Origin of the sequence: Roseobacter fucihabitans (assembly GCF_014337925.2) — a bacterium.
In the GTDB taxonomy this organism is placed as follows: Bacteria; Pseudomonadota; Alphaproteobacteria; order Rhodobacterales; family Rhodobacteraceae; genus Roseobacter; species Roseobacter fucihabitans.
The window spans coordinates 3,290,854-3,316,226 of record NZ_CP143423.1; the positions used below are offsets into that span (position 1 = coordinate 3,290,854).

Here is a 25,373-nt window from a genome sequence, read left to right on the forward strand (position 1 = left end):
AAAGCAAACTCAACACGCCTTTCAAAGACGTCAAGGCTCGCTCAATGGTCAGTCATAGCCGAGTTACAACTTTCCAGAGCAGCAAGCCATAAATCCCTATCAAGATTGTGCTGACAATATCAGACTCGCTCAGACGCCAGATGCCGGACCCAATCAAAACAAGAAATGCGGCTATGACAATCCAAACAAGTGGCGCAAACCCAGCTGTAATCGCCAGCCAATTGGCTTGGGTGCTTGCGCGAATACTCTCAGGAATGTCCGGTGGTGTACCATTCACAACAAATTCGGCAATTGCATCCCAATTTTCTTCCACCAACGCGGCACTATGGGATCCTCTTATAAAAGTTTGTTCTAATCTTTCTCCACTTGATTGGGTCGGTGCATAGCCCAAGTATTGTTCGCTTTTCAATGCCTTAAACCCGTCATGACCGGCGCTGCCAAGGTCCTGAAGGTTGGTCAATTCGATGGCTTTTGGGAAGATGGCAACGACCCAATCTGATGTCGCTACATAGTTAAACACGTTCTCAATCCGCCCGTCATCGATTAGCGTCTTCCAAGGGAAACCGGACCGCACCACACTGCCCGCAAAGAGCACATTCTTGAATTTCACGAACTCATAATCCTGCAACGCACGTGCGAGCAGATATGTGCCATGACTGTGGCCAACATAGGAAAATTTTGCATTCGGAAACTTGGCTTTGGCTTGTGCAAACTGATCCATAAACCATTCAACTTTTTGACGTCGTTTCCAGGGCATGAGGAATGGCAACATCGGGAAAAAACCATAGCTTGGCGTCTCTGGTTCCAACAGGATCGCTCCGTGTGCTGTCTTGTGCTTGGACAAAATGGCGCGGGCTATTTTTTGGGTCCAATGCCCGACATCGCGAATGCCGTGGATAACAAAAACAACGTCCGTAATCGCCTCATTGGCCTCTGGCACAGGCTCGTCAGAGGGAATGTATGAGGCGTCTTTCAATTCGCGGAGTTCGGCTGCGAGGGCACGGGTTAATACAGCGCGACGCAAGGCACCAACCTCGACCATCGCGCCCTCAACCGTGCGGACTTTTTCGCGCGCATCCAATTCAACTACATTGGCATGCCCTGAATACGGCACGTCCAGATAGTAAAAATCGCTTCCAGACACGAGGTCGATGTTATCGGACGGTGCGACCATATCATCGATGGATCCCAACAACTGCACCACCTTGGGAAACGTCCGTCCCGCCCTCTTTGCGGCGTGACTGGCGTCGATCCAGTCCACCCGCAGCCGCGTTATGAATGGCGCCCCGCGGCGCACAGACATGATCAGCAGCGGCGATTTGTTGGTCAGCCCATGTAATACAGCAAGGACGGCCCCGATGCGCCATCGAATAAGGTTCCATAAGCTCAGTTGGTGCCCGGCCTGCCACCCCCGGTTCATCCCTGCGAGCAGGATGATGCGTTCGACCTTGTCGACCCAATGGGACGCGCCGTTACCCTGCTCGGACGCGTTCAAGGCGTTCAGGTAAATGCGACGGGCCAACAAGCCGCCGATACTGTGCCCAACAAAAAAAATGCTGTCATAATCGTGCGCGCCGCAGATCTTGTTGATGCCCTCACAATGATGTTGCGCCAGCACTTCTGGGTCCGTCAGTGCATCCGTTTCCAACGCAAGTTCCGGGACATACTGATCCGCATCAGGAAACGCTTGTCTTACAAGATCACTGACGCTACCCAAAGTTTCTGCGCTAGCGCGATAGGAATGCAGAAGAACAACAAGCTGCTTTGAGGCGCCATAGGGTGTTAAGAATTTAATCCGTGCGCGCAGCGGGGGTGCGTCGATGGTTTTCTGAATGCTCATTTCGACGGCTCGGGCGGGGTATCGTCTGGGCCCGGGGCTGGATCGGGCGGCTCGCCTTCCGCTAGAAGGGCCGTCCGGAACGCGGCCAGTTTTGCTTTTTGGTCGTCGGTCAAATCGCTTTGGTCGTCCTCATGAACGGAGTCGCGCGGTTCGGGTTGAATTTCCCCAACAGCCGTAAACCCGTTTTCGATGGCATCGACCAGCTTGCCCACATCCGCTTGTCCCTCAACGTGGCGCAAGATCGCGACGCGCATCCGCCAATACGCGTCGTAAAAAGCGCTCGCCATGCGGCCCGGTTGCACAAAGCTGACGACACCGACAATGATGGTCGAAACGACACCCAAGACCTGGTTGTCTAAAAAGGACACAGACGAACTGAAATCGGCAGCAATCAAAGCCCCTATCAAGATTCCGAGGATTCCGAGGAAATAGTGGAGGTAAAGAAGCGAGTGATAATATCGGTTCCACCATTTCATCGAGTCGCGGGCCGATTCTAATGCTGACGCTGTTTTCACAATTGCCACCTTCAATTTCGATCTGGAAATTCAGAAAAGGTGCCGCTGTTCTGTGGAATTGTCAAACTTGATATCTGTCGGCGTGCTGTAACTTACGTATTGCACTGTTAAAATCTCATCACGTGTTTGACCATAGACCTTTTCGCCTCGGCACGGAGGCCGCATAGACGCACTCATATTTCAGGCTCCGCCACAGTCGTTAGACAAAGATGTTGTCCAAGAAGCGGCCTTTGCCGTGCATTGAGATACGGACAGCTGACCGTCGTAGCCGATCCGTCCACGCAAATGATGTGAACTGGCTACCCTGATCGGTATTCATGATCTGTGGCGCGCCGAACTTGTGGATGGCTTTGTTCTGCGCATCGACCCAGAACTCAACCTACTGGCCGGAACAACCGTTTAAACAGATCGTCGTAGCGTACGTTGGTACGAAAGAAGCAAAGGTCTGAAGTGTCCCGACTGTGTGAATTCACCAGGTATCATATTTCGCGGTTGCCGCGAATGGCCGGTCTGGCGGGCCGCACTGCAGCATAGTTGAGGCGACGCGGACGGCATCTGTGGGTGGCTCCTGTGTTGATTTGCGTTGAGAACTGACCCGGTATTTTCACCGAGATTTGACCCACCTGTTTATGTATCAGCGTTTATGTGTTGGTCAATGTTGGCTTTTCCTTTCGTTTTTTCTTTGCAGCCTCTGAGCTGGCTTTGAAGCGGTAGCTGTCGTTTCCAGTTTCCAGGATGTGGCAGCGGTGTGTGAGGCGATCCAGAAGCGCGGTTGTCATCTTTGCATCTCCAAAGACCTGTGCCCATTCTGAGAAGCTGAGGTTGGTGGTTATGATGACGCTGGTTCGCTCGTAGAGTTTGCTCAGCAGATGGAACAGCAGTGCGCCGCCGGATGGACTGAACGGCAAGTAGCCAAGTTCGTCTCTTACCCGGCAGGCGCATGCAAAGCATGCTGCCGGGAGGGCAAAATCACGAGATCAATTTTGGTCATCATCTCTGCCATCTTTCCGGTCTTGCCGAGCGCCTTTTCCTGTTCTAGCGCGTTGACCAGTTCGACGGTTGAGTAGAAGCGCACTTTGCGCCGGTAATGTTCAATGGCCTGAACGCCGATGGCCGTTGCGACATGACTCTTGCCCGTCCCGGGGCCGCCGATGAGCACGACGTTCTCAGCATTCTCCATAAACTCGCACCGGTGTAACTGCCGGACAGTGGCCTCATTGATGTCGCTGGATTTGAAGTCAAAGCCAGCGAGGTCCTTGTATGACGGGAAGCGGGCCACCTTTGTTTGATATGCGATTGAGCGCACTTCCCGTTCAGCGATCTCTGCCTTGAGTAGTTGGGACAACATCGGTGTTGCGGCGTCAAAAGCTGGCCCACCTTGGGCGACCAGATCTTCTACCGCGTTTGCCATGCCATAAAGTTTGAGGCTGCGCAGCATGATCACGATTGAGGCTCCTGCTGGGTCATGACGCATGGCGTTTTCCCCCAGACTGTCTCAGATCATCATAGCGGTCCACGTTTGCCTTTGGCGCTGTTTCCAATGCCAAGGCATCCATTGCCCGACAGGCGATTGCGAAGCAATCTGCCGAGAGGGGGGCGGATCGACTTCTGGGAGATCAGTGTGTGTTCCGTCTATCAACCGGTGCAACAGGTTCAGAATGTGGGTCTTGGTGGGCACGCCAGCCTCCAAGGCCAATTCTACGGCACACAGAACGGCATTCTCATCATGGTGCAAAACCAATGATAGGATATCGACCATCCACTGCCTGTCAGGGTATTGCGTAGCAATGTCCCGAGAGGGTCACGGTCACCGCCTTCTCTGCGCAGCAGATGACCCTGCAGGAGGCGGAAGGCTTCAGGCATCTCGGTGAACGGCGCACCATTGCGCAGAGCACCGGGTTTGCGTTGGATTACAGCGAGGTAGTGACGCCAATCGTAGATAACACGACCGGGTTTACGGTGTGACCGATCTATGAGCCGTTCATGTGTGCAAACGGTCTGTCCCTCGGCCACTATGACCAGCCGTTCTGGGTAAACATGCAAGCTGATCCGCCGGTTGGCAAAGCTGGCAGGCACACTGTAGCGATTGCGTTCGAAGGTGATCAGGCATGTGGGCGACACACGCTTACTGTGTTCTACAAAGCCGTCGAAGGCTGGTGGCAATGCCATCAACATGGGCTTCTCCGCTTCCCAAGCGTCGGCAATAGTGCCGGGCAGTTCCCGGTGCGGTGTCTCGGCCCAAAGGGCGATACAGCGGTCTTCCAGCCATTGGTTCAGCTCATCCAGATCCTTGAAGACAGGCATAACCTGCCACATGCGATTGCGTGCATCCTGAACGTTCTTCTCCACCTGGCCTTTCTCCCAGCCCGCCGCTGGGTTGCAAAACTCAGGTTCAAAAACATAGTGACTGGCCATCGCTTTGAAGCGCGCGTTGATGTCGCGCTGTTTGCCACGGCCAACACGGTCCACAGCAGTCTTCATGTTGTCATAGATACCGCGCCCGGGCACGCCGCCGAACACGCGGAATGCATGCCAATGGGCATCGAACAGCATCTCATGCGTTTGCAATGGATATGCGCGCACCAAGAATGCCCGGCTGTGCGAGAGCTTCGTATGGGCCACCTGAAGCTTGGCCCGTTCACCACCTATAGTGGCCCAATCTTCGCTCCAGTCAAACTGGAACGCTTCGCCGGGTTGGAATACCAAAGGCACAAACGTGCCGCGTCCAGTTGTTTGCTCCACACGATGCCGGTCTTCACGCCATGCACGGGCAAAAGCGGCCACGCGCGCATAGGATCCCACATAGCCCAACTTCACCAAATCGGCGTGCATCTGCTTCACAGTACGCCGCTCTTTGCGCGATTTGCGTGTCTGAGCCAATAACCATGCAGACAAACGATCCGCATACGGATCAAGGTTACTCGGTCGTTTGGGTGTCTTGAACTTAGGCTCAACAGCGCCCTCTCGCAGGTACTTCTTGATGGTATTGCGAGACAGGCCAGTACGCCGGGCTATCTCACGAATTGGCATCCCTTCACGTAATGCCCAACGTCGAATGACACTTAAAAATCCCATGTCGATCACTCCATATCTCCCCGAACAAAAGCGTCAGGGTAGCGTCGTTACATGGGTCAGTTCTCAGTGAAAATTTATGGGGCTACCGGGTCAGTTCTCAGCGCAAATCAACAGCTCCTGCATTGCAAGCGTTTTCTGTCGATGTTTGCGGTCATTTTCGTCAGTACTGTCGTCTGTCCGGCCTGTTTATGTTTTGGCATTGCCTCCACTGGCCCTGATGAATTCCGCGAGCGAGGTTCCAATCGGCTTATCGACCTCAGAGGGCCGCTGCCATTCCCGGAGTGTCCTTGCTCTTGGTTGACTTAATTCCGCATCATCACTTCAACGTCTTGCATCTCTTAGGCAGTCGGCGCGTTTAGAACGCGGGCTGCCGGTATTCTTGTTTCTTTGTGAGCATCGCCCAGATGGAACGCGCTGCTTTATTTGCCATCGCGACTGTTGCCAGCCGGAACGGTTTCTCCGCGATGATCTTCGCCGTCCACAAATCCACTTTTTCAGGTGAGCGCTTCGCCATTACTGCGCGAGACGTCATGCCCACGACCAGCAGCTTGCGAATGTAGCGGTCGCCAGCCTTTGTGATCTTGCCCAATCGCTCCTTGCCGCCACTGGATTTGTTGAGCGGGGTCAGCCCCAGCCAAGCCGCTAGATCGCGCCCGGTGCGGAATTGTTTTGCGTCGCCGATCGTGGCGACAACGGCCGATGCCGTTATTGGCCCAATTCCTGGCATGCGCATCAATCGACGTGCATCTGCGTTCAGCATCGCGTGCTGCTCGATCATCTTGGAATAGCCCGAGATGCGTTCGTTCAGGCCGATGAATTGGTAACACTGGATGCCGAGCATGCCGTTCGCGATGTCGGGCATGTCCGGGTGATCACCGTCAAGGTGACGTTTTGCGAAAGCTGTAACTGCTTCAATCCCAATCGGCAAAATATGCCCAAACTCGCGCAACAGGCTGCGGATCATGTTGGCCAACTGGGTGCGTTGCCGGACTGCCAAATCCCGAGTGCGATGGATCGACAATAAAGCCTGTTGATCCTCGGTCTTGATCTCAACGAAGCGCATCGTTGGTCGCCTGACTGCCTCGCAAATGGCCTCCGCGTCCGCCGCATCGGTTTTGCCACGCTTTACGTAGGGCTTCACGTAGTTCGCAGGCATCAGCCTTACGTCATGGCCAAGCTTGCGCAACGTGCGACCCCAGTGATGGGCTGATCCACAGGCCTCCATTCCGATCATACAAGGTGGCAGCGTCTCAAAGAACGCCAAAAGCTTCGCACGCTTGATTGCCTTGTTGAAGATCACGCGCCCACTTTCTGAAATACCGTGAACTTGAAAAACATCCTTGGCCAAATCTAGGCCTACTGTCTTAACTGTCATTGGGTGGCTCCTATCCTAGCAGTTGATGATAACTGCACTTTGGCACATTCGATGCCGGTGGAGCAGGAGCCACCCACCTCATCCGGTTAGGGCCGTTACGGCATAAATTCGGGTTACTCATTGAAGGTCTCACCCATCTCAACGACCTCTGCAAAAAGCTTATTCAGCGCGCGCATTTCCATGCCTAATATGAATTCACTGTGATCGGGGGAGCCAAACCCGGCTGCATGAGCTTCCCGGAGAAGATGATCCTCAGCAGCTCTGGCGGCGGCGGCTGTATCAAACTCATACTGCTGATAAAGCGACCAGACGGTCTCGCCCTGGGAGACCCGGCGGTATCGGTTCAACTCCTTCAGGCGGTCTTCGGCCTTTCCTGAACCTACTTTCACCGTCATACCGTGATCATCGTGGATCACCGCAATATACAGCTGGCATCCGGGGGCGACGTCGGCACCGGCTCTCTGCCCCGGTTTCTGATGCCACGCCGAACGCACAGACGTACGGAACGGCTCAGAGCCACGCTCACCGTCGGGAGTCTGCTCCGCGACGCGCAGCGACCGGAAGCGCACAACTTCTTCAGGCGTCATCGGATGTATCGTGGCAGCGCCCTGAATTCCCTTAGCAGCATGGTCAGATATCAGACTGTCATTCGATTCCTGATCGATTACGCGCCAGGTTCTGGAAACGGATATACCGAATGGCCAGCGAAACCGCCCGTCTTCACGGTATTCGTGCGGCCTGATCCGTTCGGCGGCGCGGATTTCCTCAACCATCACCGGTGCACCGGCAATTTCAACTGCACCGGCCACTCTGCCGCGCACGAGCGGGTCAGCGTCGGTCGTGTCGCTTGTCAGATACACTACGATGTCACCGGGTTGCGTAAACTTCAGCACACGATCCCGGATGCGCTCACTGTTGAACGCAAGGGCATCTTTCGCAGGTTCGTCAGGCTGCCCCCAGACTTTCGTCCAGAAAAACCCGGGGCTGATCCTGGCCTCCTTTTCAATGATCAGATACCGTCGCGACATCTGATGGCGCGACGGTTCGATGCCACGGGCGGTGCAATACGCGAGGTAGGCGGCGTCAACTGACCTGTATGCTGCAGACCCGATTTCCAAAGGCGGGCCTGCAATACTCTCAATCCGCTTGCTTGTTATTCCGCCGTCTCTTTCCGACAGCTTCCGCTCGTGCTCTAAATCATTGGCGGCGTAACCGGCAAACTTGCTGGGAGCAAACCTGTAGTCATCCCCCTGCCTGACGGCGACAAACACTTTGCCGTTCTTTATGCGTCCGTCATGAAAACTCCGTTGCGGTCCATCGCCCAGTCCATACTGATAGAGTGTATCAACGTTCTGAATAATCTCTTCACGTGTCTCAACAAAATCCGCCATCGGTAGTCCTTTGTTAGCCCTGATGTTTTATCAACGGGCGCTTGTCTCAGACAGCACAACATCAGCTGCCACTTTCCGCCAGCTGCAGAAATTCGGCGACGTTCATAATCCAGTCCCGCTGTTCGTCGTGATAAGTTTCGTGCAACGGTTGTGGCAGAACGAGACGGAGGTTTTGTGTCTGCATCTCAGCGGTCTGCGCACGCGATATGGCCGGTTCCACGGTAAGCAGGTGTTTTTCTCCGATACGGTCGGCCTCGGCCAGAACCTGACGCCAGCGGTCTTTGCAGGTGGTTTTAACAGCCAGCATCACCAGTTTATCGTCCGGCCATGACGGATCGGCGTATTCGTCCTCACCGGGGAACAGGAAATCCGCCGCGTTTCGTTTTTCGGTGGTGGCCTCGCGGGTGAAGCGAAGCTTGTGAGCCTGAAGGATGACTTCCGTATGATGCCCGAACGCATATCCCGCTCGCGATTTGCGCCGGTTCTGAACGCCGAGAGAGAACTTCAGAAACCCGTCCACATCCGCGCCACGCTCGTCGAAGAACCCGCTTCGCAGCCGCTCGGTGACAATCTCACGCTCCAGATGGCGGAAGAGAGCCTCTTCCTGCTCCATCCAGGCGAGCAGCGCATCATCGGGGGACGCGACAGGATCGATCCCTGTCAGGTTGTCGCGTGCGAACGCCGAGAATATCGCGGTAGACGGGAAAGCCAGGCCGAACCGGCCGACCAGCTGATCGAAGGCGGCGGGAACGGGTTCTTCGGCTTCAATACCGAGTTCGTCAAGAATGAAGCGCGCGGCAAGATCGATATCACGACCGCCCTCCGTCCCTATATCACGCTGACTGAGCGCAAAGTCCTCCGTCAAGGTAAGGCCGAAGAGCCAGAGCAGTTTCTGTTCGATAGAACTCCCCGACGGGCAGAGAATGGCCAGAACACGCCGGTCCGCCGTCATGCACAAAAACAGACTGTCTCCCGCTGCCGCCCGGTACACGACCGGCTCGGCGGCCGCGGGATAGTAGAGCCTGTATTCCGGTGTCCGGTGTGGCTGTCCTTTGCGGCTGTTGTACCATGTCCCGGTCAGCTCTGACCTCAGTGGCGGATCATCGCTGTCATCCATCCAGATATAGGTGACCGGGATCTTTTCGCGGTTTTCGGGCGTTCCGACAAACGCCAGGAATATATCGACGCCCTGGAATTCATGGCCGCGGGAGACTTTGGGATCGACTTCTGTGCCGCGCAGGGTTTTGGCACCCGCGCCGATAAAATACTTTGAAAGAGATCCACGCCCGGTCAAATTCAGCCCCTCAGAAAATCAGCGGAAACCTCTGATTTCCAGCTCCGTCTCGCCAGATGACAACCAGAAAGTGAGCTCGTCAATGATATCACCGGCGTCCCGCCGTAATTTTCCTTTCAGGGCACATTCCCAGATCACCGCAACCCGCCTGTCGCAGGATTTCAGCGCCGCGCGGTTTTTCCGGTCCCGTTCAATATTCCCACCGATCTTTTCCCGCCAGAACTCTTCGCGCGTCTTTGGCCATCTGAACAACGCGCAGTCGTGTCCGTGCCAGAAGCATCCGTTGACCAGTATCACCGCGCCGTATTTTGGCAGAACAAGATCGGGCCGGCCCGGCAGTTTCCGGTCATGCAGCCGGAACCGGAAACCACGCGCGTGAAGCCCGCGGCGGATGATCATCTCCGGTTTGGTATCAGCACCTCTGATCGCCGCCATATTGCGGCTGCGGGTTGCCTGGTCATGAACGTCAGCCAACCTTGCTGAGGCTCTTTTGATTTTCGCTTTCGATCACCGACAGGATATGGGGCAGCATGACGCGCGCAACTTCGGCAAAGACCGGGACGGCAACGGAATTGCCAAACTGTTTGTATGCCTGGGTATCCGATACCGGGATCCGGAAATCCTCTCCGTAGCCCATCAGCCGGGCACATTCGCGCGGCGTCAGGCGTCGGGGGTTGTTACCTGCGCCGCGGCAGACAAGGATCTCAGAGCCGTCCTTGTAGTACCGCGCCGACAATGTGCGTGAAATGCTGTCGCCATCCACAAGTCCAAAGCCAAATCCATTTCCGGCGGCTTTGTGTTTTGCAGCATAGCCCTGAAGATAGGCCCAGAGCTTGTCGGAGAGGGTGTACTTATCGCTGACGGCAGCGTCGTTGCCGAGTGTGAAATGCCCCTCAGGGCTCTCAATGCCGTTTTCGGGATGCAGGATATCCCGCATCCGGCGCTCCCGATGGGCGGGGAGCAGAACATCGTCAAAACTGAACGGCACCTCTTCGCGGAAGCCCACAATGACAATTCGCTCCCGATGCTGAGGCACAAAATGCGCGGCATCAATGACGCGGGGTTCCGGCACATAGTAACCAAGCTCATCGCGCAGCTTACGCATGATGACCTGGAACGTACGACCTTTGTCATGGCTGCGCAGGTTCTTCACATTCTCGAGCATGAAGGCGGCGGGACGGTGATGCTTGAGGATCCGCAACACGTCAAAAAACAGTGTGCCCTGAGTTTCATCATCGAAGCCGTGAGCGCGGCCAAGGGCGTTCTTTTTTGACACGCCTGCAATTGAGAACGGCTGGCAGGGAAAACCTGCGACCAGCACGTCATGTTCGGGGATCTCTTCGGCTTCGATTTCGGTTATGTCCCCGGCAATCGGCCGGTTGTCCGGGAAGTTGGCGTCATAGGTCTGCTGGGCAAAGCGATCCCACTCCGAGGTAAACACACAACGCCCGCCTGCGCTCTCCATAGCTTTGCGCAGCCCGCCAATCCCCGCGAACAGATCAACAAAGGAAAATGCCGCACCGGCGCTATCTGGCTGGCGTGCACCGACTTCCATACGAAGAAGGGTCATTACGCCTTCGCGCGGGGTTTCCTCACCACGTTTCCAGCGGTAAATGTGTCCCTCAGAATAGCCGATAATCTTTGCGGCTTCGGCGACTGAGTGCCCGGTTTTCTGTAATAGAAGTTCGAATTCGGTCATTCTGCGCGCCCTCCGGTACCGCGATTCAGTTTCTTGGGGAATTTTTTTGTCACTATGGCGATGCGATTCCCGCGAAGCAAGAACATTCAGCAAACATTTGGATGAATTTCGCGTTAATGAGCCCCGGAACCGAGATCCGACTGGACTTCATTTTCAAACGAAGCGTCAGTCGGAGCCATGGAAAACGACCCGAAAGATACAGTTCAGCGCCTGTTTGCGGAAGTGACGGCCCAGCTTGAAGACGCAGCGCTGGCGGCGCTGGAAGGGCAGTCGCCCTGGATAGACGCGGAAAAGGTCCGCGCGGCCGCGGCAGCGGTGCGCGGTCACCTCGCAGAGATTGACCGGAAACTGGATGCGGCAGAGATGATCGCGGCAAGGTATCTGCGTAAGTAGCAGGCAAAACCGGCATCATTATTCCAGCCGGATCAGTTCCGGCGGAATCATCCCGATGCGACCTCGGGAAATCGACCGCCATGCCAGAAGCTGCGTCAGAGCATCCACCTGATCGTCGTGGCGCAGGTTGGGAAAGCCGAGCAGTTCGCGTTCGAAACCGGCAAGCCACGGCGCGTCTTCGGGCATTAGCAGATCACCCGCTTCAATGCGGTGCGTCTGAGCTGAAAACCGGGTTTCCTTGTCGCCATCTGGTTTTCGCGCAATCGGTGTCGGCACTCCGCGGGGAGCTTCATGACGCAGAACCTGGATCAACTGCGCGCCGCTCGCGGCATCCTCAATCAGCAGCGTGTCTGTCTGCCATGAACGTGCCAGATCAATGGCGCGGCGTCGCAGATCGGGGAACTGCAGTCTGCCGCGAAAGACATCAAGCACAAACACCTCGTTCTTCCGGACGAGCGCTGTGATACAGACCGAGAAATCATTGAACACGCCGTCTTTGCTGGCGGTATCCCAGCTCTGAACGATCAGATCGCCCGGCTGGCGTTCCGGCGTTTCACTGTAGCGCCTGAACCACTCCCGCTTCACATGCAGACCTTCGGCCGGGACCGGCGATTGCTGATACTGGGCCGAAAATGTCGCTGACCCCATCACGGCTTTCAGCGCATTCAGGCGGTCCACATCTTCACGCTCCGGATGCAGTGCTTCACCCGCGCGCCGTTCGTGCACCCGCCCCCCACCGAGCAGCACCTGTTCGCTGGTTTCCGCAATCGCCTGCAGGCTGAGATGATCCCAGCCACCGGCCTCCAGCAAATGCCCGGCCAGATCCTCCTCATGCAGGCGCTGCATCACCAGCAGGATCGCACCCTTTGACTTGTCATTCAGGCGCGATGACAGCGTGTTGGCGTACCAATGGATGACCCTGCGCCGTGCAGCTTCGGACATGGCCTCATCGGGTTTGATCGGATCATCGATGATGATGATGTCGCCCCCGCGCCCGGTCAGCGTGCCGCCCACTGAAGTAGACAGCCGGCCACCGCCCTTTGTGGTCGCAAAGTCCATTTCGGCCCCACCGCCGCGTTTCAGGCGGGTGTTGGGGAATACGCGCTGATACCAGTCTGTCTGCATGATCGCGCGGCAATCACCTGCGTGTTTCTGGGCCAGTTCGGCCGAATAGCTGACGCAGACGAATTTCAGCCCGGGATCGCGGCCCAGCCGCCACGCAACCCAGGCAACCGAAATCGAAATGGATTTCAGGTAACGTGGCGGCATGGTGACAATCAGACGTGTTGACGAGCCGCGCTCGACCCGGCCCAGCTGATGCCCGATTGCGTCGTGGTGCCAGTTGGGGGCGAAGTGATCACCCCCCGAGGCTGTCGTGAACGCTTTTGAAAGAAACGAAAGGAAATCTTTCCGAACCACAACGTCGAAGTATGCCTGACGGTCAGTCATCCCGCGGCTCCCTGCCCTGCCGTTCTATGAATTGCTGCAGAATGGCATCATCATCCTCCGAAAGACGCGATGTATCTGCCGCCACCTCATCGTCCGGCCCCAGCAGAGAGATCACCAGTTCAGTAATTTTGCTGATGGCGCGAATATCGGCTTTCACGGCTTTGGCCGTCAGTTGTTTGACCACCAGCTGCTGTTTGGTCAGCGTGCGGGTCCGGCCATTCTCGGTGATCGTGACCCTCTCACCGAGCTCTGCTTTCAGATCGGTCTTCAGGCCGCGCGCGCCTTTTGGCCGGCCGCGCGGATTGCCCGACTTCCCTTTCTGAAACTGCCCGCTTTTCGGCGGCTTTCTGTAGCCAACATCGTAGCTGTCTTTATCCGGTCCGCTCATAACTCTTCCCCGCGTTCTGCGCTGACCGCCGCAAAACTCTCAAAGCTCTCCGCATGGACTGCCGTTTCGTCGGTTGTGTCCTGCAGGCGGCGAACGATCAAGTCGGCGTAATGCGGGTCGATTTCCATACCGACCCCGATCCGGCCGGTACTTGCGGCAGCCAGCAGGGTGGTTCCCGATCCGGCGAAGGCATCGGCAATGATCCCACCGCGCTGCGAGCAATCCATAATCGCATCCGCAACCATATCGATGGGTTTGACCGTCGGGTGCGCCTTCAGATCATCCATGCGGCCGGCGCGGAAGGTATTGGCACCGGCATAGGTCCAGAGGTTGGACCGGTGCCGGCCTTTATCGCCGAGACCGAAATTATTGATATGGGCTGCGGTACCGTGTTTGAACGCAAAAACCAGCTCATGCTGTGACCGGTAAAAGCTGCCCATACCTGCATTTGTCTTGGCCCAGACGCACAGGTTTTTCAGCTCGCCATAGATGCCATCCGCCGCTTCCAGAACTTCCCGCATGTGCCGCCAGTCCATACAGACGAAGTGGATCGCCCCATTCGCACTGAACGCGGCCAGGTTTCTGAAGGATCCGCGCAGAAACCCGGTGAACGCATCCTGCGACATTTCGCCGGACGCCATGGCGAACTCGCGGTGCTTAACCGCGCCCAGCCCGGACACATGACCTGCGATCGGAACATTGTAGGGCGGGTCGATAAAGATCATCTGCGCTTTGTCCTGATCCATGAGCATCCGCCAGTCGTCAGGGTTCAGCGCATCGCCACAGAGCAATCGGTGCTTCCCGATGAGCCAGAGATCACCGGGGCGGCTGACCGGCGGTTGATCGGTTTCCGGCAGGGGCACGGGTTCAGGCTCTGCTGCCGTTTCCGGCGCCAGCAGCACATCGATCTCGCCGGTTTCAAACCCGGTGAGCTCAATATCGAAATCAATACTGAGGTCCAGCAGCCCTTGCAGTTCGATCGCCAGCAGATCAGTATCCCAGCCGGCATTCTCCGCGAGCTTATTGTCAGCAATGACGTAGGCCCGCTTCTGAGCCTCGCTCATATGATCAAGCTGCAGGACCGGGACCTCTGACATACCGAGCAGCTTTGCCGCTGCGATGCGGCCATGGCCCGCGATGACACCACCATCTGCGTCGACCAGAACCGGATTGGTCCAGCCGAACTCCCGGATACTGTCGGCGATCTGCCGGATCTGCTTTTTCGAGTGCGTCCGTGGATTGTTGGCGTAGGGCCTCAGATCGTCCACAGGCCTCATCGTGATATTGTCCCGATCGGGCAGCGTGAATGTCTCTTGTCTGGTCATGACGTTTCCTTTGCTGATGTGCGCTTGCGCGCCGTTCAGAACTGCCCGGGCGGCTCCCGAGGCAGCTCATAGCATTGGAATCTCATACAGCCGACCCAAAGTAACCTGGCATTACGCCGGGCGGGCCGATGAATTAACTATCTGGTAATAAATGACTTCTGTTCAGGAAGTCAGCTCTCAGAGTCGTCGAGCAGCCTTGCGGCGGGCACATTCAGAGCTTCCGCAATTCGCTCCAGCACCACCACCGTTGGGTTGCGCACACCGCGCTCGACGCCGCTGACATATGTCCGGTGCAAACCACATTCGAGCGCAAGCCCTTCCTGCGAGAAGCCTGCTTCCTTGCGGTATTTCTTCAGATTGCGGCCAACCCGCTGACGAACATCCATTCAAAGTATGGGTCATGGATGTTGCCTTGTAATCTACAGACTATGAGTCTCATTTTGCTTGACTGGCAGGGCGCGAGAAGCGGTACTGCACGCGGGAGGTAAGGAGAACAGCATGCTTGATGACATCCACAACGCGGCCTCCAGCCTGCGGGAGCAATATCTGGAATACGCACTTCTCGGCGCTTTGTGTCAGGAAATGTGGAAGCGCGGCGTGGAAATGGACATTCTGCGCAGCCACACAGATCGCAGCGGGTATGACATTCTGCTGGAGGCAGACGGCATTCAGCGCCATGTCCAGCTGAAATCAAGCTTTGTCGGAGCCAGGACCAGCAGGCAGAAAATCAACGTTAAACTGGCCGAAAAACCGTCCGGTTGTGTGATCTGGGTCTGGTTCGATCCCGCATCTCTCGAGCTGCTCAATTATCTATGGTTTGGAGCGAAGCCCGGCCAGCCTGTGCCCGATCTGGGCAGCCGGATCGGCAGGCACTCGAAAGGCAATGCCAAAGGCTACAAGGCCGAGAGGTCGGATATCCGCATTCTGAATAAGGGACAGTTTGACGCGATCGGCTCGGCCAGCCGCCTGGCCGATCAGCTGTTCGGAGCGATCTGACCATAACACACGCTGATCTAGACCATCGCCGGCATCGACGACGGTATGTCCGGCTTTGTCGCCGCTGCAGCTCACGCTGACAGCAGCCACAAACCTTAGACATGGACGAAACCGCGGTATTGGTGTTTGTTGCGGTTGCTGCGTGTTAATTTGAGCCGTGAATTTGGTAGATAGGCGCGCCTGTCTGAAGACTGAGACCTTCTCAATCTGACCAATAGGAGGTTTCAATGTCAGACCAATATGTACCTGCGCTGCGCCAGCGGTTTCTCCCCTTTCGGGACATTGCTGCGCAATACCTTGCCGGGCAGTGGAAGACATGCAAATCAAAGGGCTGCAGCCCAAGACGCAGACGATGTATCTGCGCGGGATGCGAGATTTTACACGGTTTCTGGGGCGTTCTCCAGATACTGCGACGCCGGAGGATTTACGGGCGTTTCAGCTGGATATGAAGGAACGGGGCGTTGGGGGGTACGCCAAACCAGTCAGTAGGCCGCGGTTGTCTTTGAGAAACGCAACCAAGGCGTCCAAGACGATCCGCACCCGCTGAGAACCCCGGGCAGACTCGTGATAGATGACCCAGGAGTCAACTTGATCGAATGGGTCCGGAAAGACGCGTTCTATGTTTGAGTTCGTATCGGCGAAAGCGCAAAATAGAGAGCCGATGCCAGCGCCTTGCTCAATCATCATTTGAGCAGAGTCGGTGTTTTCCACCCGTATGCTCGGGCGCTCAGGATTGTCTAAACGTTCTATGAAAGCCGACGCTTTTGAAGGAGAACTCCCGGTTCCGATCCGTACAAGTGTGTGGTCGCGCAAGTCGTCGGGTGTTTTTGGGCGGCCGTGCTTCTCAAAGTAGGTCTTTGATCCATAAAGGGCGCGTCCCCAGGTAAATGAATAGGCGACGACGAGCGCCGGATCCTTGGGCTCGCGCGTGCGCACGGCAATATCTGCCTCGCCTTTCGCGAGGTCGAAGGCCGAGATTGAACTGATAAGATCAACATACAGTCCATCAAACGCGTCGGCAATTTGGTGAACCAAGGGGCGAAGGACGTGGGCCGCGGTTGGGACGCAAGCGATCTTTACAGTGCCTGTCGGCTGCTGGCGCATCGCGCTCACGTTGATCCGGGTGTCATTGACCACCACATCCATTTGCTTTGCAGCGTCGGCGATCACCAAACCTTCGGGAGTGAAGGTAAATTCACCACCGCCTCGTATGATAATAGGTGTCCCAAAGGCCTGCTCGGCGCTGGCCAACCGGCGGCTCACAGTTGATCCATCCACGCCCAGAATGCGCGCCGCTCCGGATATCGACCCCTCGTTCTTCAGGGCGAGTACGACACGGAAATGGCTCCAGTTAGGGTTTGCCATGTTTCACCTGTCTACTGCTTTGGAAGCGTCGGTGCCCAGAGCGATTAAAGCCTTTTCATTGATGCGGTCATAGGCCTCGATCACGATTGATCGAAGCCATTTGCCTCCGGGATCCTGCGACAGGCGCGCGCTCCAGAAAAAGCGGAACGTGATGTCTGGAAGATCGACAGGTGGGCGTTTCGCAATCAATCCATAGGTCTTCATATCGTCAGCCATAAACAGTGGAACTGTCGTTCCAAGCATATTCGTACGGGCAAGCAGCGGGGCGACGCCGGAGAATTCGGGCAAATGCGCGCCGATCCGACGGTCCATACCGTCGCGCGCCACGCGATCCTCCACGGTTTGGCGCGCCGCATTTGACATGCCGACCATGACATGGGGCCAATCGAGCCAGGCTTGTTTGTTCCAGGTCTCCGCCGCCGGATGCCCTGCACGCATATAAGTAAAGCGCTGCAAGGTCGGCATTTTCTGTTCCATGAGCCCTTCTGGCAGGGGCTTGTCTGCACCAAGCAGCGCAAGGTCGATCTCCTCATTGGCAACGGCATCGTAAAGATGTGGGCCGAGATTCACCCATTCCAACGCCACGCCGGGGGCTGCCTTATTGATCCGCGCAAAGACCTCTGCAATTAGCGCGGTGATTGCGGGCACGGCGATCCGGAATGTGCGGGTGCTGGTGACCGGATCAAATGGTTCGGGAGGCGTCACGACGCGTTGGATTGAGCGCAGGATGGGCCGAACGTCCTCGATCAAGGTCTCGGCAAACGGCGATGGCTGCATCTTGCCCCCGACCTTCACCATGAGGGGATCGCCCACCTGTTCGCGCAGTCGGGCCAAAGCGTGACTGACTGCCGAGGGCGTCTTGTTCAGCCGGTCTGCAGCTTTGGCAACGGAGCCTTCGTCCATCAGCGCCTCAAAGGTCACAAGCAGGTTGAGATCAAGCCGGTGAAGGGGCGTCATGTCGCCGTCTCCTGCCCCGAGCGCGCGGCGACCAGCGCTGCCGCCTCAGAGTGGGCATCGCGATAGGCCGCCATGACAAGCTCGCGAAGCCACACACAGGCCGGATCGTTCGCCGTGCGTGCTGACCAATGGAACCGCGCGCGCAGTTTTGGCGTTTGGCCAATGGGTGGCAACGGTTGAAGTCCATACTGCTCCATATCCCATGCCATGATCTCTTGCGGTAACGTGGCAATATAGTCGCTGCTGGATAGGAGCGGCGCGACGCCCGCAAATTCAGCAATGAGTGCACCGACATGGCGCTGCGTACCATCAGTTTTGTCCACCTCTTCGACCGGGCTTCGCACCTCATCGCCGATTGCGACCTTCACATGCGGATAGCGTGTCCAGGCATCAGGGCCCCAGTTCTCGATACAGGGATGCGTGTCCCGAACGAAACTGACGAATTCCATTGGGGGCAATTCGGCTTCCTCGAACCCATCTGGCAAATGCCGCTCTCCCCCCATATGGGCGATGTCAATCATGCCCTCGGAGACCGCCGCATGAACCTCCCTTGGCGCCGACAGCCATTCGATCCGCGTGTCCGGTGCGATATTGTGAACAGCATCCAAGACGTGTGTCTGGAACTTTGCTGTGATGGGACAAGCCACCCGGAACACGCGGGTGCTTGAGGCGGGATCAAACGGCTCAGGGAGTTTGAGCACCCGTTTGATGCTCATCAGAACGGGGCGCACGTCTTCGATCAATTGCAAGGCAAACGGGCTGGCCTGCATGCGCCCACCGACTTTGACCATCAGAGGATCTCCGACTTGCTCGCGCAAACGGGCCAGCGCATGGCTGACCGCCGATGGCGTTTTGTTCAACTTGGAGGCCGCGCCCGCAACACTGCCTTCGAGCATAAGCGCCTCGAACACGACCAATAAATTCAGGTCGATCCTGTACAGCTGAATTTCCTTCATGATCACTGAAATCGTTTCGTTAGGTTTCGGCTGGGTCTCAGTAGATACTTTTGTCATCGAAACTGCAAACACAGAGGACGCGAAAACGATGTTTTACAAGAGTTTTAGAACACTGGGCCGTGGCGTGACCGCTGCTGTCCTAGCCGTGGGGATAGCTACGCCCGCCCTTGCCGATGACGGTGTCGAAGCTGTCTCGGACGCTTTCTACGATCTGCTGAATGAAATGATGGCCGGCACACCTGTCGCCGACCGGCTCGCGCCGCTCTGGCTCGACGCTGAGGGTGTCACAGCCATGCACCCCATTGGTGGGCGGGATACCGGTTTGGAGGGTCTGCTTCCGCCCTATGACGGTGTTGCGAGCCTGGCTACTGGCGGGGACATCCGTCTAGACGATCAGACCATCGCTGTTTTCGGCGATACCGCCATCGAGACAGGGTGGGAGCGAGGCCGCGTCATTCTGGCAGGCGAGGAGATCGTCCTCGAATACCGCGTTACCAATGTCTACGTCCGCACCCAGGATGGCTGGCGCATGGTGCACCACCACACTGACCTGTCCGAGCCCATCATCGACCTGCTCGCCCGCCTCGAGGGCTGAGCCCCGCCAGCGGTGACGCCGGACCCTCCCAACAAACCCAAACCGCAGACCGTGGGGCACTGTCCCGCGACCGGGAAAGGCATGTCCCATGGTCTGCATCTAGAAAGGATAACGCCATGTCTCTCGAAATCATCGGATCGGGCTTCGGCCGCACCGGAACCATGTCTACCAAACTCGCCCTAGAGCAGCTCGGCTTTGGCCCGTGCCACCACATGACTGAAGTCATGGGCAATCCGAGCCAGCCCTCCTATTGGAAAGCATATGCCGAGGGGGATGAGGTCGACTGGGCAGATGTCTTTGGGGGCTACGGCGCGCAGGTCGACTTCCCTGGTGCTACCGTCTGGCACGAGCTGTCAATTGCATTCCCCGATGCCAAGGTTGTCCATACCGAGCGATCTGAGGATGCATGGTGGGCCAGCTATTCCGGCACGATCAACAAGTTCTGGATCCATCGGACGCAGCTGGATCTGCCACCGCCCATCGCCGCGGTTTTCGAGACGATGGACAGGATTGTCGTCCAGGACCTGATCGGCGGCACCGACCAGGACAGCGCGATCAAGGCCTATCGGCACAACAACGAAAAGGTCCGCGACATAATACCGGCGGACAGGTTACTCGTCTTCACACCGACGGATGGATGGGAGCCGCTGTGCCGTTTCCTTGAGGTGGATGTACCCGAAGGAGATTTCCCACGGAGCCATGCCCGCGACGAGTTCTGGGCCCATTTTGGCGGCGAACCGACCGCGGCCTAAACGAAGTCAGCATGGTCGCTTGGGCAGCAGGCATTTTTGCAAACGGTCTTTGCAATCTTCTCTGGCGCTTCGACGCACGGACTCCCGTAAGTTCAACTCATCGCTGAAATGGAAAGCCAACAGCAACAGGCGGTGACGGTCGTTGAGCTCGTCACCGACCGATCGCCTGCGGCCTCCCAACGGCATTCAAACAGCACAGAAAAAGGAAATCTAAATGCCCCTAAAGATCATCGGAACCGGAATGAGCCGCACCGGCACCTTGTCCAGCAAGACTGCCCTTGAGGCCCTCGGCTTTGGTCCGTGTCATCACATGATGGAATTGTTCGCAAACCCCGCCCAGGTGGAAAAATGGGTCGAGGTGGCACGTTGCGAACCCATCGCGTGGGACACAGTCTTCGAAGGCTACGGGTCACAGGTCGATTTTCCAGGCGGCCGCGTCTGGCAACAGACCATCACCGCCTTTCCGGATGCCAAGGTTCTGCACACCGAACGCCCTGAAGAAGACTGGTGGGCCAGCTTCAGCAAGACGGTGCTGAAGGTGTGGGCCAATCATGCGCGGCTCACCCAGAACATGCCCCAGCACATCCAGGACATCTTCCTAAAGCTCACACCATTCTACATCGACGACACGTTCGGTGGCATGCCCGACAAGGAAATGGCGCTGACGGCTTACCGGCGGAACAATCGTCTGGTTCGCGAACTGGTGCCTGCCGACCGCCTGCTGGTGTTCACGCCATCCGATGGCTGGGGCCCCTTATGCGATTTTCTGAAGGTCCCGGTCCCGGCAAAGCCGTTCCCGCGCAGCAACGCCCGCGATGAATTCTGGGACAACTTTGAGGAAGAGCCCGCCGACTGATGGCGGCCCTCACTGATCCCCGACACCACCGAACTTTCCCTAACCCTTTGACACGGAGCTGGACATGAAACGATTTCACCTTGCGGCGATCCTAATGCTCGCCCCCCTCCAATTTGCTGCTGCGGAACCGACCACCGAACCTGTCTGGATGATGGTTCGGCATGACGTGGCAGACATGGCCGCATGGCGTGAGGTATTCGATGGCGGCCTCGCAATTCGACAAGACGCGGGCGAGCTGCAATTTGAGGTCCTGACAATGTCGACCTTCCCAAATTCCGTCATCGGAATTTTCGAGTGGACGAGTGAGGAGGCTACTTTGGCTTTCGTCAACGACCCGCTCGTCCGTGGCGCAATGAACTCGGCAGGGGTCATCTCGGAACCAATCATCACCCTGCACGAAAACGATCCGCGCTACTGGATCACCTCGGACGAACCCGAAGCGGTCTCTGGAGATATAGCGTCAAGTAATTGAGTTGAAGCCTATTAAGTCAGGTTCCGGAAAGAAGTGCAGTCCGTTCGCGCAAATATGGGACCAGCGCGTCAAGAACGGTCCGCACCTTGGCTGAGCCACGGGCGGACTCGTGGTAAAGCACCCAGCTTTCCATCTGGTCGAAAGGTTCGGGAAAGACGCGCTCGATAGGTTTGCAGGCGTCGCCGACAAAACAGAACAACGCTCCAATCCCGTCGCCTTGCTCGATTATGATCCGCGCAGAGTCAGAGTTCTCTACACGTGTCGCGGGCTGATCAAGATCGGCGAATTACTCTATCCATCCAAAGGCGCGCAGTGGCAAGAGCGGCTTTCCATACTGCACGAGTTGATGCGTGCTGAGGTCTTCCAAGGTCGCTGGTCGTCCAGAACTCAACAGGTAATCTGTCGATGCATAGAGGCAGCTGCCCCAGGTAAACGAATAGGCAACGACGAGGCCCGGGTCTGTCGGCGCAATAGTTCTTACGGAGATATCCGCATCGCCTTTGGCAAGATCAACACTGGCGAAGGAGCTCATCAATTCAATATGCAGGCCCGGGAAAGCATCCATCACTTGCCGTGCGAGCGGACGCAACAGATGCACGGCCGTCTGGACACAAGCGATCCGCACCGTACCTGCCGGGTTTTCGCGCATGCAGCGCACGGAACTCGTTGTGGCGCTGATCTTGGCATCCATGTCTTCCGCCGCATCAAGGACAGCGCGCCCCTCGGCAGTGAATTGGAATTTGCCGCCACCCCGGATAATCAGTGGTGCGCCAAAGACCTCTTCTGCGGTAGCAAGACGGCGACTGACGGTTGACGCATCAACCCCAAGGAGTTTCGCGGCGCCCGTCACCGACCCGCCTTTGGCGAGCGCAAGAATGATCCTAAAATCGCTCCAGTTCGGTTCAGCCATCTAACGCGCACGTCCCGCAGGGGATCTACCCGTGGCAGCCGCTTGCTCACATCTCATGCTGGATCGCTGCGAGCTTGGCGGTCACGTGTTTCGCGTGATCTTCGACATACGCCTTGTGGATGTCGCTCGATACATTCCTGCGAAACGCGTCTATGTTCTCAAAGTCAGCGACAAGGGCTGCGTCGTGGTGGTTCGGACCGCTGCCCACATTGGTGCCGAGTGTGAAGGACAGGACCTCTTCGCTTGTCTCGCACAAGTTCTTCACAGCGGCCCGCCATGCCGCGAGCTGCGTCTCAGACGCTTCGGGTTTGAATGAGACGAGTACAATGTGGCGCAGCATGAAAGATCCTTCCTAATTTCTTAAAGCTTGGGCGTCTGGATGGCCTTTTGCAAGTCGGTAGAGCCGTCTGAACGATCAGCAAAGACGCCATCAGTCCATCCACAAATTTCATGAGAATCAGATTGACACGAAATATAATTCGTGTGAATGATACTTACATGAATACAAAGACCCGCAAATACGACAGCTCCAAGCGCAAGGCGCAAGCTGAGGCTAGCCGCGAAAAGATCCTGAAATGCGCGGCAAAACTCCTCGCAGAGAACCATAAGGATGAGTTTCGGTTGGAGGATGTCGCGCGGCTGGCGGAGGTTAGTGTGCAAACCATCCTGCGCGCCTTCGGCAGTAAAGATGGGCTTTTGGTCAAAACGCTAGAGCACGAGGCTCCGGCCGCGTTAGATTTTTCCATTTACAGCAACATCAAGATAGAAGACTTGGACCAGCTGGTCACCACCCTGTTCAAGATTTACGACAAGATCGGCGACCTGGTGATCCACGCTTTGGCCCATGAACACCGGTCCCCAGAGTTTCAAAAGTCGCTTGATGTAGGTCGTGACTTTCACAAAGCCTTAGTCTCAGACGCCTTTGGAATTCACATCCATCGCCGACCACCCAGCGAACGATCTTTCCTGTTCCACGCGCTGCTTACCGCGACCGACATCTACATCTGGAAGATTCTGCGCCGGGACGAAGTGCTCAGCTTTGATGAGGCGGTAGCAACTGTCGTCTTAAACCTCAAATCCCTTATTCAGGAAAAAGAATAATGACGAAATATCTTTGGCTCAGCCATTCGAGCGGCGGTAACCTTCCCCCCAGCCTTGGCGTCGCGCATGCCTTGCGCAAACGCGGACACGAGGTTGTATTCGCCACCAAACCCGACACGGCTGCGCGCATTGAAGGCGAGGGGTTTCGCGGCATTGGCTTCAAGAACGCCTACACCCAGGTCGACAAATACCCCGATATGGGGCCGATAACCCGCATCGCCTGTTCGTTGACGTCGCCGGATGTTGCTGCAGAGATCAAAGAGGTCGTAGCCGCAGAACAGCCGGACGCCATCCTGGTCGACGCCATGTTCCCGGCAGCCCTGGACATTGCGCCGTCATTTGGCGTGCCGACATCCGTATTTTGTCACACATTCCTTTGGCGTCAGATGGATGCGTGGCAAGGGATCATGACGAAACTGGGTCAGTTGCGCGCTGCAGCTGGTTTTGAACCGCTGCCCGACATGGAAACGCTTTGGACGGCGCAGACCCGAATGATCGTCACATCCGTCGAAACGCTCGATGACGCGCCATTACCGGGTTGGGATCATGTCACCCATGTCGGGCCGGTCCTGGACAACGAAACCCCCGCACAGCCCATCGACCTGCCCTGGGCCGCAGATGATGCAACGCCGCTTGTGCTGGTCAGCTACACCACGACAGAGCTGGGAGCCCCAGACAAAGTGCAGACCGCGCTCGATGGGCTCGCCGATCTTGAGGCCCATGTGGTCGTGACCAGCAGCATGGCAATTGACCCCGCCGCGCTGACGATCCCGGCCAACGCCCATGTTGTGCGCTATGCTGACCACAACGCACTTCTTGAGCGCGCCGCCTTATGCGTGACCCATGGCGGGCACGGCACGATGATGCGTGCACTCAAATACGGCGTGCCAATGGTGGTGATCCCCGGTTTCCCGCATGATCAGGTTCCCAATGCGGGGCTGGTGGAAAAATTAGGGGCAGGTCTGGCCCTTCCGGGTGATGCCGATGCCGCCGCGCTTGCGGAGGCGGCTGGCCGGATCATGGCCGGTCCGTCGTTCAAGAATAGCGCAAGAGAGAATGCAAAGGCAGTCCGAGACCTTGATGGAGCATCGTCCGCCGCGGACGTGCTGGAGGCCCTGGTGGCTAACAAGGTGACGGAGACTGTGGCTTAAACCGTTTGACGCCAAGCATATTAAAGAAAAGGAGAATCCAATGACACAGATTTTGCAGATTGCTGCGATTGCTGCAGCCACGCTCGGCACGGGTGCAGCCACCCTCAACGTTATGAATGAAGATGTCCCCGACTTTGCCGTACCCGAAGGCGCTTGGGCCGCGACAGGCGCGCTCGATGGCAAAACTTTTCGGATATATGGCGAGGACCCTGGCAGCGGGGCCGTGCTGGAAGACGATATCGTTTTCCGGGATGGCACGTTCCAATCCACTGATTGCGAGAACTACTGCAACTTTGGTTGGTCCGGCTACCAAACCAAAACCATCGACGGGGTCATTCACTTCACCAGCACTGCAATCTGTCCAGACGCGCCGCATACTGTCGTTTGGTATGGAAGGATCACGGGCGACGATGTGGTCATCGACGGGACGTGGACCACCCGTCGCTGGTACTGGACCAATCAGATCGAGGTGCAAGCGACCGGCGCGCTTTCCCGCGTCACCGAGGCAACAGGTTAGG

General features: G+C 56.9%; 26 protein-coding genes and 3 pseudogenes. 10 read left to right on the forward strand and 19 right to left on the reverse strand.

The genetic code is table 11. The features are described from left to right. Nucleotides 1-52: 52 nt before the first annotated feature. The 10 genes and pseudogenes from ROLI_RS16165 to dcm form a co-directional block, all read right to left on the reverse strand. A complete protein-coding gene (locus tag ROLI_RS16165) occupies nucleotides 53-1,840 on the reverse strand; it encodes an alpha/beta hydrolase (protein ID WP_187430926.1) in 1,788 nt (595 codons plus the stop codon). Further along, nucleotides 1,837-2,355, reverse strand: coding sequence for a hypothetical protein (locus tag ROLI_RS16170; RefSeq protein ID WP_187430927.1), 519 nt, complete (start codon nucleotides 2,353-2,355; stop codon nucleotides 1,837-1,839). Before ROLI_RS16170 ends, ROLI_RS16165 begins: the two co-directional genes overlap by 4 nt. A 202-nt stretch (nucleotides 2,356-2,557) precedes the next feature. Beyond that, nucleotides 2,558-2,731, reverse strand: a pseudogene (locus ROLI_RS16175) (DDE-type integrase/transposase/recombinase); the annotation flags it as partial. 265 nt (nucleotides 2,732-2,996) lie between these two features. After that, a pseudogene (istB, locus tag ROLI_RS16180) lies at nucleotides 2,997-3,829 on the reverse strand (IS21-like element helper ATPase IstB). Further along, nucleotides 3,819-5,430, reverse strand: a pseudogene (gene istA / locus ROLI_RS16185) (IS21 family transposase). Before istA ends, istB begins: the two co-directional pseudogenes overlap by 11 nt. A gap of 355 nt (nucleotides 5,431-5,785) precedes the next feature. Further along, the gene (locus tag ROLI_RS16190; RefSeq protein ID WP_187430928.1) at nucleotides 5,786-6,805 is read right to left on the reverse strand and encodes an IS110 family transposase; all 1,020 of its coding nucleotides are present in this window, start codon (nucleotides 6,803-6,805) and stop codon (nucleotides 5,786-5,788) included. 113 nt (nucleotides 6,806-6,918) lie between these two features. Beyond that, nucleotides 6,919-8,196: a hypothetical protein gene (locus tag ROLI_RS16195; RefSeq protein ID WP_187430929.1), complete on the reverse strand. Its 1,278-nt coding sequence runs from the start codon at nucleotides 8,194-8,196 to the stop codon at nucleotides 6,919-6,921. Nucleotides 8,197-8,257: 61 nt separating this feature from the next. Next, nucleotides 8,258-9,490, reverse strand: a complete 1,233-nt coding sequence (locus ROLI_RS16200; RefSeq protein ID WP_187430930.1) for a type II restriction endonuclease — start codon at nucleotides 9,488-9,490, stop codon at nucleotides 8,258-8,260. Between the two features lie 18 nt (nucleotides 9,491-9,508). Then, nucleotides 9,509-9,964 (reverse strand): very short patch repair endonuclease, encoded by a 456-nt coding sequence (locus ROLI_RS16205; RefSeq protein ID WP_187430931.1) that lies wholly within the window; start codon nucleotides 9,962-9,964, stop codon nucleotides 9,509-9,511. Further along, nucleotides 9,957-11,189, reverse strand: a complete 1,233-nt coding sequence (gene dcm, locus ROLI_RS16210) for a DNA (cytosine-5-)-methyltransferase (protein ID WP_187430932.1) — start codon at nucleotides 11,187-11,189, stop codon at nucleotides 9,957-9,959. The genes ROLI_RS16205 and dcm overlap by 8 nt, the downstream gene beginning before the upstream one ends. A gap of 177 nt (nucleotides 11,190-11,366) precedes the next feature. Here dcm and ROLI_RS16215 point away from each other — a divergent pair, with 177 nt between their 5' ends. Then, nucleotides 11,367-11,582 carry a hypothetical protein gene (locus ROLI_RS16215; protein WP_187430933.1) on the forward strand — a complete coding sequence of 72 codons (216 nt, stop codon included), beginning with the start codon at nucleotides 11,367-11,369 and terminating at the stop codon, nucleotides 11,580-11,582. An 18-nt stretch (nucleotides 11,583-11,600) separates the two neighbouring features. Here the strand turns inward: ROLI_RS16215 and terL are convergent, their stop codons facing one another. The 4 genes from terL to ROLI_RS16235 form a co-directional block, all read right to left on the reverse strand. Continuing rightward, nucleotides 11,601-13,031: a phage terminase large subunit gene (gene terL, locus ROLI_RS16220; RefSeq protein ID WP_187430934.1), complete on the reverse strand. Its 1,431-nt coding sequence runs from the start codon at nucleotides 13,029-13,031 to the stop codon at nucleotides 11,601-11,603. After that, entirely contained in the window at nucleotides 13,024-13,419 is a 396-nt protein-coding gene (locus ROLI_RS16225) for a DUF5681 domain-containing protein (protein WP_187430935.1), read from the reverse strand. The genes terL and ROLI_RS16225 overlap by 8 nt, the downstream gene beginning before the upstream one ends. After that, entirely contained in the window at nucleotides 13,416-14,744 is a 1,329-nt protein-coding gene (locus ROLI_RS16230; protein ID WP_187430936.1) for a DNA methyltransferase, read from the reverse strand. The genes ROLI_RS16225 and ROLI_RS16230 overlap by 4 nt, the downstream gene beginning before the upstream one ends. 170 nt (nucleotides 14,745-14,914) lie before the next feature. After that, nucleotides 14,915-15,130, reverse strand: a complete 216-nt coding sequence (locus tag ROLI_RS16235) for a helix-turn-helix domain-containing protein (RefSeq protein ID WP_187430937.1) — start codon at nucleotides 15,128-15,130, stop codon at nucleotides 14,915-14,917. Nucleotides 15,131-15,242: 112 nt separating this feature from the next. Between ROLI_RS16235 and ROLI_RS16240 the strand changes: the two genes are divergently transcribed. Both ROLI_RS16240 and ROLI_RS16245 read left to right on the forward strand, forming a co-directional pair. After that, nucleotides 15,243-15,740 carry a hypothetical protein gene (locus tag ROLI_RS16240; RefSeq protein ID WP_187430938.1) on the forward strand — a complete coding sequence of 166 codons (498 nt, stop codon included), beginning with the start codon at nucleotides 15,243-15,245 and terminating at the stop codon, nucleotides 15,738-15,740. 316 nt (nucleotides 15,741-16,056) lie between these two features. After that, entirely contained in the window at nucleotides 16,057-16,287 is a 231-nt protein-coding gene (locus ROLI_RS16245; protein ID WP_187430939.1) for a phage integrase N-terminal SAM-like domain-containing protein, read from the forward strand. Here the strand turns inward: ROLI_RS16245 and ROLI_RS16250 are convergent. From ROLI_RS16250 to ROLI_RS16260, 3 genes are read right to left on the reverse strand one after another with little or no spacing between them, the layout of a single operon-like run. After that, on the reverse strand, nucleotides 16,176-17,105 hold the full coding sequence (locus ROLI_RS16250; RefSeq protein WP_187430940.1) for a LysR family transcriptional regulator: 930 nt from the start codon (nucleotides 17,103-17,105) through the stop codon (nucleotides 16,176-16,178). The two genes, ROLI_RS16245 and ROLI_RS16250, sit on opposite strands and share 112 nt — an antisense overlap. A gap of 3 nt (nucleotides 17,106-17,108) precedes the next feature. Beyond that, complete coding sequence (locus tag ROLI_RS16255) at nucleotides 17,109-18,062, reverse strand: LysR family transcriptional regulator (RefSeq protein ID WP_187430941.1); 954 nt, start codon at nucleotides 18,060-18,062, stop codon at nucleotides 17,109-17,111. Further along, nucleotides 18,059-19,075 carry a LysR family transcriptional regulator gene (locus ROLI_RS16260; RefSeq protein ID WP_187430942.1) on the reverse strand — a complete coding sequence of 339 codons (1,017 nt, stop codon included), beginning with the start codon at nucleotides 19,073-19,075 and terminating at the stop codon, nucleotides 18,059-18,061. The genes ROLI_RS16255 and ROLI_RS16260 overlap by 4 nt, the downstream gene beginning before the upstream one ends. Before the next feature lie 31 nt (nucleotides 19,076-19,106). On the opposite strand from ROLI_RS16260, the gene ROLI_RS16265 reads away from it, so the two are divergent. From ROLI_RS16265 to ROLI_RS16280, 4 genes are all read left to right on the forward strand, one after another. Next, entirely contained in the window at nucleotides 19,107-19,613 is a 507-nt protein-coding gene (locus ROLI_RS16265; protein ID WP_187430943.1) for a nuclear transport factor 2 family protein, read from the forward strand. A gap of 116 nt (nucleotides 19,614-19,729) precedes the next feature. Continuing rightward, nucleotides 19,730-20,365, forward strand: a complete 636-nt coding sequence (locus tag ROLI_RS16270) for a sulfotransferase family protein (protein WP_187430944.1) — start codon at nucleotides 19,730-19,732, stop codon at nucleotides 20,363-20,365. A gap of 214 nt (nucleotides 20,366-20,579) precedes the next feature. Then, on the forward strand, nucleotides 20,580-21,221 hold the full coding sequence (locus tag ROLI_RS16275) for a sulfotransferase family protein (RefSeq protein ID WP_187430945.1): 642 nt from the start codon (nucleotides 20,580-20,582) through the stop codon (nucleotides 21,219-21,221). Nucleotides 21,222-21,285: 64 nt separating this feature from the next. Then, a complete protein-coding gene (locus tag ROLI_RS16280) occupies nucleotides 21,286-21,693 on the forward strand; it encodes a hypothetical protein (protein WP_187430946.1) in 408 nt (135 codons plus the stop codon). A 286-nt stretch (nucleotides 21,694-21,979) separates the two neighbouring features. Here the strand turns inward: ROLI_RS16280 and ROLI_RS16285 are convergent, their stop codons facing one another. Both ROLI_RS16285 and ROLI_RS16290 read right to left on the reverse strand, forming a co-directional pair. Continuing rightward, nucleotides 21,980-22,603 carry a LysR family transcriptional regulator gene (locus tag ROLI_RS16285; protein WP_187430947.1) on the reverse strand — a complete coding sequence of 208 codons (624 nt, stop codon included), beginning with the start codon at nucleotides 22,601-22,603 and terminating at the stop codon, nucleotides 21,980-21,982. A 46-nt stretch (nucleotides 22,604-22,649) separates the two neighbouring features. Then, a complete protein-coding gene (locus tag ROLI_RS16290) occupies nucleotides 22,650-22,943 on the reverse strand; it encodes a Dabb family protein (protein ID WP_187430948.1) in 294 nt (97 codons plus the stop codon). Nucleotides 22,944-23,101: 158 nt separating this feature from the next. On the opposite strand from ROLI_RS16290, the gene ROLI_RS16295 reads away from it, so the two are divergent. Genes ROLI_RS16295 through ROLI_RS16305 form a run of 3 tightly spaced genes read left to right on the forward strand, consistent with a single transcriptional unit; the run spans nucleotide 23,102 to nucleotide 25,372 of the window. Next, nucleotides 23,102-23,704: a TetR/AcrR family transcriptional regulator gene (locus ROLI_RS16295; protein ID WP_187430949.1), complete on the forward strand. Its 603-nt coding sequence runs from the start codon at nucleotides 23,102-23,104 to the stop codon at nucleotides 23,702-23,704. Continuing rightward, nucleotides 23,704-24,855, forward strand: a complete 1,152-nt coding sequence (locus ROLI_RS16300; RefSeq protein WP_187430950.1) for a nucleotide disphospho-sugar-binding domain-containing protein — start codon at nucleotides 23,704-23,706, stop codon at nucleotides 24,853-24,855. Before ROLI_RS16295 ends, ROLI_RS16300 begins: the two co-directional genes overlap by 1 nt. A 40-nt stretch (nucleotides 24,856-24,895) precedes the next feature. Then, nucleotides 24,896-25,372, forward strand: a complete 477-nt coding sequence (locus ROLI_RS16305) for a hypothetical protein (RefSeq protein ID WP_187430951.1) — start codon at nucleotides 24,896-24,898, stop codon at nucleotides 25,370-25,372. The last annotated feature ends 1 nt before the right edge of the window (nucleotide 25,373 follow it).